Annotated in this window: 8 protein-coding genes and 1 tRNA gene; 4 read left to right on the forward strand and 5 right to left on the reverse strand. The window is 62.9% G+C overall.

Annotated features, from left to right (window positions below):
- A partial coding sequence (locus tag EN949_RS28715) for an aromatic amino acid lyase (RefSeq protein WP_164782567.1) occupies positions 1 to 689 on the forward strand: 689 nt, incomplete at its 5' end.
- A gap of 106 nt (positions 690 to 795) precedes the next feature.
- Here EN949_RS28715 and EN949_RS28720 read toward each other — a convergent pair.
- The 3 genes from EN949_RS28720 to EN949_RS28730 form a co-directional block, all read right to left on the reverse strand.
- Positions 796 to 881, reverse strand: a tRNA-Leu gene (locus EN949_RS28720).
- A gap of 285 nt (positions 882 to 1166) precedes the next feature.
- Complete coding sequence (locus EN949_RS28725; RefSeq protein WP_027160415.1) at positions 1167 to 1832, reverse strand: outer membrane protein; 666 nt, start codon at positions 1830 to 1832, stop codon at positions 1167 to 1169.
- Between the two features lie 94 nt (positions 1833 to 1926).
- Positions 1927 to 2778: an alpha/beta fold hydrolase gene (locus tag EN949_RS28730; RefSeq protein ID WP_063168107.1), complete on the reverse strand. Its 852-nt coding sequence runs from the start codon at positions 2776 to 2778 to the stop codon at positions 1927 to 1929.
- A 147-nt stretch (positions 2779 to 2925) separates the two neighbouring features.
- On the opposite strand from EN949_RS28730, the gene ade reads away from it, so the two are divergent.
- The gene (ade, locus tag EN949_RS28735; RefSeq protein ID WP_063168106.1) at positions 2926 to 4734 is read left to right on the forward strand and encodes an adenine deaminase; all 1809 of its coding nucleotides are present in this window, start codon (positions 2926 to 2928) and stop codon (positions 4732 to 4734) included.
- Between the two features lie 161 nt (positions 4735 to 4895).
- Here the strand turns inward: ade and EN949_RS28740 are convergent, their stop codons facing one another.
- Positions 4896 to 6059, reverse strand: a complete 1164-nt coding sequence (locus tag EN949_RS28740) for an alpha/beta hydrolase (protein WP_063168105.1) — start codon at positions 6057 to 6059, stop codon at positions 4896 to 4898.
- Between the two features lie 137 nt (positions 6060 to 6196).
- Positions 6197 to 7270, reverse strand: a complete 1074-nt coding sequence (locus EN949_RS28745) for an alpha/beta hydrolase (RefSeq protein WP_013531324.1) — start codon at positions 7268 to 7270, stop codon at positions 6197 to 6199.
- Between the two features lie 467 nt (positions 7271 to 7737).
- Between EN949_RS28745 and ilvA the strand changes: the two genes are divergently transcribed.
- The gene (gene ilvA / locus EN949_RS28750; protein WP_063168104.1) at positions 7738 to 8994 is read left to right on the forward strand and encodes a threonine ammonia-lyase IlvA; all 1257 of its coding nucleotides are present in this window, start codon (positions 7738 to 7740) and stop codon (positions 8992 to 8994) included.
- An 8-nt stretch (positions 8995 to 9002) separates the two neighbouring features.
- The coding region (locus tag EN949_RS28755) for a DUF1697 domain-containing protein (RefSeq protein WP_127371857.1) at positions 9003 to 9338 on the forward strand (336 nt) is incomplete at its 3' end.

Consider the following 9338-nt stretch of genomic DNA (forward strand, 5'->3'; position numbering starts at 1 on the left):
GCTACCGCATCGTGCCGCGCGTCCTCGGCCAGGCGCATCGTGCGCTGGCGACGGCCGAGCGGGCGGCCAATGTGTCGCTGGCCTCGATATCGGACAATCCCGTCTACATCCCGCCCGACGATGCAGATCGGCTCGGCCGCTGCATCTCGACCGGCGGCTATCACAATGCGATGGCAACGCCGGCGCTGGACGATCTGGCGGCGATATGGGCCGACATCTGCCTGCTCTGCGACCGCCACGCCTCGAAGCTTCTGAACGGCAAGGTGTCGCTGCTGCCGGATCTGCTGATGACCGGACGTCACTCAGCCGACAGCGATGGCCATGGCAATGTCGGCTATGTGCCGATGGCGATCACCGGCTATCTCGAGCAGGCCAAGCTGGCCGCACAGCGCACCTTCATTCCGGGCACGGAATCGGCTGGCGCGGGGCAGGACGACGTCGCCACGACGGCGTTCTTCGCATGGGCCAAGGAAGCGACCGCCGGCCGCTGCGTCGATGCCGCCATGGCGATGCTGGCAATGATCGCCTCGCAGGCGCTGCACGTCACCGAACGGACGCCGCCGCCGGCACTGCGTTCCTTCGTCGATCAAATCAGAGCTATCGTGCCGCCTGTCGGCGCCGATCGCGTGCTGGGGCCGGAGCTTGCCAGGTTGGCGGAATGGTTCACTGAGAAAGTGTTCGAGGCGTAGAGATGCCAACAAAGCGGTAGCCGGTGAATTGGTGCGCCTGAACGGATGAAGTACGAACCTGCCGAGCTTCAGGTGGCCTGCCACCCGAAGCTCGAAGAGCGAAGGGTGGTGCGGACGACGGGAATCGAACCCGTACGATCAGAGATCGAGGGATTTTAAGTCCCTTGCGTCTACCAATTCCGCCACGTCCGCAGGCCAGCCCTTTTCAGACGCCAGACACAGGCCGTCAAGTCGTGTTGTTGAGCGTTCGCCGAACGTGCAAACAGACCGGGCGGCTTGATGATACTGGCGCGATCACGGAATTATCGGCGCGGCGGGTAGTGGTAGGATGCCTGTGTGGTGGATTTGATCCGCCAAGGCCGGCGCCTCTCAGGCCCAACCCATTCCCCCCGCCCACTGGGAGCGTCGGCCACCCTTCCATGAAGAGAGCCCCTCAAGTGGTCGCCTGGGCCGGCAGCGTCGCGATTGTGGGCCTGGTCAGAACTTGTAGCTCAAATTGATCCCGACCGTATTCAGCTTCACGTTCTGATCGCGATCGTTAAAGGGTTCTGCCACCTCGTAGTGCTCGGAGCCGAAATCATAGTAGCGATACTGCGCGCCGACGACGAACTTGTCGGTCAGCGCGTAGTCGACGCCGGCACCCACGGTCCAGCCGACATTCGTGCGCGTGCTGTCGAACGCCGGACCCGCGACTTGCGATGTTTCGATGCCGGCAAAGGCGACGCCGCCAATGCCGTAGACCAGCAGGCGGTCCATGGCGTAACCCGCCTTGGCGTTGACCGACCCGAACCACTTGATGTCGGTGCCGAATGTGCTTCCCAGCGCCGATACCGTCGTGCCGCCGACCGAGGAATAGTTGAGGTCCGCCTCGGCGCCGAGCACCGCCTGGTCGAATTGCCACAGGCCGGCGACGTGGCCGCCGACAAAACCGCCGTCAATGTCGGGCGCGATGGAAAATGGCGCACCTTCTGTCACCGATACATCGGATTGGCCCCAGCCATAGCCGGCCTGCAGACCAGCGTAATAGCCCGTCCAGTCGAATCCGGGCGCGGTCATCGGCACGTCGACCGCCGGGTCGGCTGCAAAAGCCGGCACGGCCAGAACGGCAAGGAAACCGGCACTAGCGACCATCAATCGACGCATCGAACTCCCCGAAATGACGGTTCAGAAAGATCCTCGTCAGAAGGATAACCGCATTCGCCGCAATCGCAATCCCCCTGTCGCCGTACAGAATCCTCTATTTGGCATCGATGAAGTCCAGCACAGCCTGGCTATATTCATCCGGCGCTTGCAGCATGGCGAAATGACTGGCGTTGGGCAGGATGATCAGCTTCGCACCTGGGATGGCGGAGGCGATATAGTCGGTGTGTTCGCGCTTGATCGCCTCATCGTGGTCGCCGGCAACGATCGCCGTCGGCGTGGTTATCTCGGCAAGCTGTTCCTTGCTCCACGCCGGCTCGCTCTCCCACATGTGGCTCATCTGCGCCACGAAGGCGTCATACTGGTCCGGTGTTTTCGACATCTTCTTGTAGTCGCGGCCGGAGCGGTCGATGTAGGCGGCAAAGGTCTTGTTGGTCATCACGCCCGGATCAAGGCCGTCGGTGGTTACGTTGGCGGCTTGCGCGAACAGCCTTGTCAGCCGCTCCGGATGATGCAGTGCGATGTCGATACCGATGATGCCGCCATCGCTCCAGCCGACAAGCGCGGTCTTGTCGATCTTCAGGTGGTCGAGCAGCGCCAGATAGTCCGATGCCATCAAGTCGTAGCCATAGGGCTGCTCGGTGCGGGTGGAGCGGCCGTGGCCACGGCTGTCGGCGACGATTACCTTGTGCGTCTTGGAAAGCGTGGCCACCTGGCTGGCCCAGATGTCGCCGTGGCCGAGGCCGCCATGGATGAGCAGCACCGGATCGCCCGCGCCGAAAACGGCGTAGTACATCTGGATGCCGTTCACCGGCGCGTATCCGCTCTGATCGGGTTTGGGCATGGCCGCTGGTTCCGGCAAGGTCTGCCAACGCTCCTCGGCCACGGCAGAAGTGGTCGACGCTGCGAACAAGATAACGATGGCGAACGCTTTCCAAAAACGGGTCATGTCTTCCCTCATATGGTTCGGTTCGCGGTCAGCATCGCCTTCCAGCCGGATTAGTCAACAAGCTCGCCCTGACGCGGTATGTCGGACCGACGGCTCTGGCGGCGCCCGCCGACATTTGCGAGACTGGCGGCAACCGAGGAATCGCCAATGACGAAAGCAACGCCCGCAAAACCCAGACCGTGGACCGAGATGGCGACACATCTGGTCGATGTCGCCGTGGGGCGCAAACCCGCTGACCTGGTCGTGCGCAACGGCCGCTGGGTGAACGTTCATTCGGGCGAGATCATCGCCGGCACCGACATCGCCATTGCCGGCGGGCGCTTTGCCTATTGCGGGCCCAATGCCAGCCATGCAATCGGCCAGGGCACCAAGGTGGTCGATGCCGGCGGGCGTTATCTGGTGCCCGGCCTCTGCGACGCGCATATGCATGTCGAGAGCGGCATGGTGACGGTGACCGAGTTCTGCCGGGCCGTCATTCCGCACGGCACCACCTCGATGTTCATCGACCCGCACGAGATCGCCAATGTTCTGGGTCTGCCCGGCGTGCGGCTGATGCATGACGAAGCGGTCGCCATGCCCATCAACGTGCATGTCCAGATGCCGTCCTGCGTGCCTTCGGCGCCGGGGCTGGAACATGCCGGCGCCGAGCTGACGGTCGCCGATGTCGCGGAAGCGATGACCTGGGAGAACATTATCGGCCTGGGCGAAGTGATGAATTTCCCCGGCGTCGTCGCCAATGATCCGGTCATGTCGGGCGAGATCGCGGCGACGGTCAAGGCGGGCAAGACGGTCGGCGGCCACTATGCCTCGCGCGATCTCGGCCTGCCGTTCCACGGCTACGTCGCCGGCGGCCCCGAGGACGACCATGAGGGCACGCGCGCCGAGGACGCTATCGCCCGCGTGCGCCAGGGCATGAAGGCGATGCTGCGGCTGGGCTCGGCCTGGTACGACGTCGCCTCGCAGATCAAGGCGGTGACGGAGGGCGGAATCGACCCGCGCAACTTCATCCTGTGCACCGACGACAGCCATTCCGGCACGCTGGTCCAAGAGGGCCATATGGACCGCGTGGTGCGCCACGCCATCCAACAGGGATTGAAGCCGGTGACGGCGATCCAGATGGCGACGCTCAATACCGCCCAGCATTTCAAACTGGAGCGCGAGATCGGCTCGATCGCGCCGGGCCGGCTGGCCGACCTGCTGATCGTCTCGGATCTCGCCGCAATGACCATCGACGAGGTCTATGCACGCGGCGTCAGGGTGGCCAAGGGCGGCAAGCTCGAAATCGACATTCCGGCCTATGATTACCCCCGGACGGCGAAGAACACCGTCAAGCTCGGCAAGAAGTTGAAGGGCGACGACTTCGATATCGCCGCCCCCAAGGGCGCCAACGAGGTTCGGGTGCGTGTCATCGGCGTCATCGAGAACCAGGCGCCGACGCGCGCGCTGGAGGCCGATCTGCCGGTCGAGGACGGGCTGGTCGCAATGGACCGCCGCAACGACATCTGCCAGATCGCGCTGGTCGAGCGTCACAGGGGCACGGGCGGCGTCAGCAACGCCTTCGTTTCGGGCTTCGGCTATATGGGCGACTGCGCCATGGCGTCCAGCGTGGCGCATGACGCCCACCACATCATCTGCGTCGGCACCAACAAGCAGGACATGGCGCTGGCGGTAAACCGTCTGGGCGCGGTCGGTGGCGGCGTCGTGCTGTTCTCCAAGGGCAAGGAACTGGCGCTGGTCGAAATGCCGATCGCAGGCCTGATGTCGGACGAACGGGCGGAAATCGTCGCCGCCAAGGCCGAGAAGCTCACCGAGGCGATGCGCAAGATGGGCTGTTCATTGAACAACGCCTACATGCAGCACTCGCTGCTGGCGCTGGTCGTCATTCCGGAGCTCAGGATCTCCGATGTCGGCCTGATCGATGTGACGACATTCCAGAAGGTCGATCTGTTCGTCTAGGATTGTTGATATTCAGGCCATGCCGACCTGTAAGTAGCGATTTTCTGCGCTTCCGGTGCTCACGTACTTAAGTACGCTCCGCTCCGGTTCTCGAAAACCACCACTTTCTGCTCGGCCTGACCCGAATCTCAACAATCCTAGGGCCAATGCCGCCCGCTGGCTCACCCGCCGGTGGCGATGGTCAGCACCTTGAACGGCGTGGTGATGACGATCTCGGCGACCGAGCCGACGGCCTTGCCGAGGCCCTGGCCGAGATTGTTGAGCTGTGTCGGGTCGGGTTCGTCCGAGGCGAGGCCCGCCGGCGCCCGCAGCCGGTCGCCGAGCAGTTGCACCAGCATCGGGTTGTCGGCGAATTTGGCGTGGTTGAGGCGGTCGCCGCCCTTGGCCTGGGAAAGATCGACCACCGACACGCCATAGCTGGCGAGGTCTGCAGCGTTGCCGTAGTCGCCGACGCGCGGCTTGTCGCCCGAGATCAGGGACGAGAGCTTGAGAGCCCGGTCATCCGCAGAGAGCAGGATGGCGAACGGCTTGTCGGGTTTGCCGTAGCGGATCATCTGCTTCTTGAAGACGTCGACATCGATGTCGGGCGAGGCCAGGATGACGTAGCCCAGTTTGCCGCCGAGATCCCGGTCGCCGGTGATGGCAAGCTGGCGCAGCGTCTCCATGGTCACCCAGGTTCCCATCGAATGGGCGATGATGTCGATGCTCTTGACCTTTGTCTTGGCCAGCATCCTGAGCGTCGCCTCGAGGTCGTCGCGCGCTGCGTTGGCGCTTTCCTTGTCGTAGATGTAACCCGTGGTCTTGCCGCTCGAAGCCCAGGAGAACAGCACCGGGGTGCCGGGATATTTGGTGTCGTGGGCGATCTGCGTCAGCCGGTAGATGCCGTCGTCAAAACCGTTGTTGAAGCCGTGCACGAAAACCAGCGCACGGTCGCCGCGCATGGAAATGTCGGCGCCGACCGCTTTGGCGAACTGGGGCGCGCCTTCATAGAAAGTGACGTCCTTGGCGGTAAAATCCTTGGCAGGATTGCTGTTTGCCGATCCCTTGGCCCGCTCGATGGCGCCGACCTGATGGCTTTTGGGAACGGTGACGTCGACACGGGCAAAGCTGGTGGTCAGCGAGCGATCGCCGTCGTAAACCTGTCGCGGCTCTTTTGTTGCCCTCTGGCGGGTGGTGGCGACGAAGATTTCATGCGTGGCCGCGATGTCGGATGCGGGCACCGAGACCGTCGTCCTGTTGAGCAGGTCGTGCGTTTTCCCGCCAGCGCAGCCGGTGACAGCGAGCGCCGATGCAACGACGAGGTAGCTCTTCGAACGCACGGTCACACGCAGGCTCCCGCAAAAGGGGACGTCAAACGCGTGACGTCGCTGGCTATTCCGATAAGGCCAGAGACCGGCGCGGTCCAGTTCAAAGTGAATCCATACGTCCGCGATGCCGGGCAGGCATCGCCGCGAGACCGCACCTATTGGCCAAGCAGGCTGATGCGGTCGGTGACATCACGGTCGCTGGCAAAGCCGTCATCCTCGCGCAGCCGCTGGCCGATCATCTTCACCAGCGTCGGATTGTCGGCGAATTTCGTATGGTTGAAGCTGTCCGATCCCTTGACCTTGGACAGGTCGACGACCGTCACGCCATAGGAGGCAAGATCGGCGGCATCCTTGTAGTCGCCGACACGCGGCCGTGAACCGGCGATCAGGCCGGAGAGCCGCAGCGCACGGTCGTCGTCCGATAACAGCAGGATGAACGGCTTGTCGGGCTTGCCATAGCGCCGCATCTGGCTCTTGAACACGTCGACATCGATGTCGGGCGAGGCCAGCACCACGTCGCCGAGCTTGCCGCCGAGATCGCGATCGCCGGTGATGGCCATCTGGCGCAGCGTTTCCATGGTGACCCAGGTTCCGAGCGAATGTGCGACGATGTCGATGCGCCGCGCGCCGGACTGCTCCAGCATCCTGAGCGTCACCTCCAACTGGTCGCGGGCAGCGCTGGCGCTTTCCTTGTCGTAGACATAGTCGGTGGTCCTGGCGCCCGATGCCCAGGAAAACAGCACTGGCGTGCCGGGATAGCCGGAATCATGGACGATCTGGGTCAGGCGATAGACGGCGGCATCGAAGCCGGTGTTGTAGCCATGCACGAAGACCATGACGCGGCCGCCGCGCGCCGCGATGTCGGCGTTGAGCGCGCTGGAGAATTTCGGCTGCGTGTCGTAGCCGACGACCTCGGAAGCCATGAAATACTTGGCCGGGTCGTCCGACTTGCCGCGCGAGCGGCGCTCGATCTGGCCGGTCTTGTGAAGCCCCGGAACGGTGACGTTGACGCGGGCATAGTTCAGCGTCGCCGACCGTTCGCCGTCGAAAACCTTGTTGGGATCGTCGGATTTCTTGCGCGTCGTGGCGATGAAGATCGAGTGGTTGCCGGCGATCTCCGTCACCGGCGCGGACACCATGGCGCTGCCAAGCAATTCCTGTGTTTGCTGGCCGGCGCAGCCGGCGACGAACAAGGCCAGGACAACGGTAAAAATCTTCTTCAAAGGCACGCCTGAATTTCCAACTCCGGCCGAAAGGCCTGTCTATCCTCACGATACCTCCCGGACAGGCAGAGTGCGGCAGAACTAAGTCCTGTCGAGTCGAAATGTGATCGGCGCCCCGCTGCGGCCATCGCAGTGTTGCGCGAAAGCCAAAATGGCGGGAAACGCCTGCGTGATGTGCGCAATGAGCGGCGTCGCCGCTGGCCCTCCAATCCCCGCGGAGATAGCGATTTCATACCGCCCGATGCGAGGGGGCATGAGAATGCACCCGCAAGTAGCTGAAAATATTTCGCAAAATTTCCGCCCGGAAGGACGTAAATGATGGACGATGGCGCTGGGGAGCCGGATATGTGATAGGCGGGCTCGCGCCGCACCTGGTCATGGCGCTCAACAACCGAACGTTCGCGACCCGATTAATGATAGAGATCCGCGGACAGCATGCAACGCAAGGTGATTTTCCCCAGGGGTGGTTTCCGATGAACAGTTTCTCTTCCCGCGTTGCTGCCGCTGCCGCCGCGATCCGCCAGATCTTCCCTGAAACGCCGCTACAGGAAAACGACTATCTGTCGAAAAAGACCGGTGCGCGGGTGCTGTTGAAGCGCGAGGATCTGTCGCCGGTCCGCTCCTACAAGATCCGCGGCGCCTTCAATTTCTTCCGCAAGACACTGGCGGCCGGCAACGAGGCCGAACTGTTCGTCTGCGCGTCCGCCGGCAACCACGCGCAGGGCTTTGCTTTCGTCTGCCGCCATTTCGGCAGGCGAGGCGTCGTGTTCATGCCGGTGACGACGCCGCAGCAGAAGATCGACAAGACCAGGCTGTTCGGCGGCGATTTCATCGAGATCAGACTGGTCGGCGATTTCTTCGACGATTGCTATCGCGCTGCCCTGGAATTCACCGACAGTTCCGGCGCCCATATGGTGCCGCCTTTCGATCACAAGGACATCATCGAGGGCCAGGCAACCGTCGCCTACGAGATCGCGGACCAGATGCCGGGCGCCCGCATGCCCGATATCGTCATGCTGCCGGTCGGCGGTGGCGGACTTGCCGCGGGCGTCACCCACTATTTCGCCGATCAGGGCAGGGAAGCACACTTCGTCTTCTGCGAACCGGCAGGCGCGCCGAGCCTGCGCGAGAGCCTCGCAGCGGGGAAACGGCTCAAGCTCGCCAAGGTCGACAATTTCGTCGATGGCGCCGCGGTGGCCGAGATCGGCCGCGAGCCGTTGCGTCATCTCAAGGATTTTCCGGCCGACACGGTGCGGCTGATCCCGGAAAACAGGCTCTGCGCCACCATGATCGAGATGCTCAACGTCGAAGGCGTCGTGCTGGAGCCGGCCGGCGCGCTGGCGATCGATGCGCTCAAGGATTTCTCCAAGAAGGAGATCAGGGGCAAGACGATCGTTGCCGTGGTTTCGGGCGGCAATTTCGATTTCGAGCGGCTGCCGGACGTCAAGGAACGGGCGTTGCGCTTCGAGGGTCTGAAGAAATACTTCATCATCCGTTTTCCGCAGCGGCCGGGCGCGCTGCGCGATTTCCTCGAACTGCTCGGACCCGACGACGACATCGCCCGTTTCGAATATCTGAAGAAATCGGCGCGCAATTTTGGTTCGGTGCTGATCGGCATCGAAACCAGGGACCGTCGCAATTTCGATCTGCTCAAGGCGAAGTTCGAGGCCGAGGGCGTTCAGTATCAGGACATCACCGACAACGAGACACTGGCCGGGTTCATCATATGAGCGATCGAATGGTTGATCCGGGAAAAATCTTCGTCGCGCTGTTTTCCGGCATCAATGTCGGCGGCAACCGCATCGTCAAGATGGCGGAGCTGCGGTCGTTCTTCGAGGGCCTCGGCTTTTCCGACGTCGCCACCTACGTGCAGAGCGGCAATGCCGTGTTCCGGGCGAAGAAAGGCGACGCGGCGGCACTGGCGAACCTGCTCGAAGCAGCCTTCGAGACGAAATGGGGGTTCCATTCGCGCATCATGGTGCGCGATCTCTCCTGGTTCGAGAAGCTGGTGCGCGAAAATCCCTATCCGGAAATTGCCGCGGACCACACGAAGCTGCACGCCTATGTGCTGGAA

The organism is Mesorhizobium sp. M7A.F.Ca.US.007.01.2.1, assembly GCF_003998165.1.
Classification (GTDB): Bacteria; Pseudomonadota; Alphaproteobacteria; order Rhizobiales; family Rhizobiaceae; genus Mesorhizobium; species Mesorhizobium ciceri.

Excerpts from the sequence above, each read along its gene's own strand:
- ilvA (WP_063168104.1), top strand. The coding sequence starts at position 7,738 with ATGAACAGTTTCTCTTCCCGCGTTGCTGCCGCTGCCGCCGCGATCCGC.
- EN949_RS28730 (WP_063168107.1), bottom strand. The coding sequence starts at position 2,778 with ATGACCCGTTTTTGGAAAGCGTTCGCCATCGTTATCTTGTTCGCAGCG.
- EN949_RS28725 (WP_027160415.1), bottom strand. The coding sequence starts at position 1,832 with ATGCGTCGATTGATGGTCGCTAGTGCCGGTTTCCTTGCCGTTCTGGCC.
- ade (WP_063168106.1), top strand. The coding sequence starts at position 2,926 with ATGACGAAAGCAACGCCCGCAAAACCCAGACCGTGGACCGAGATGGCG.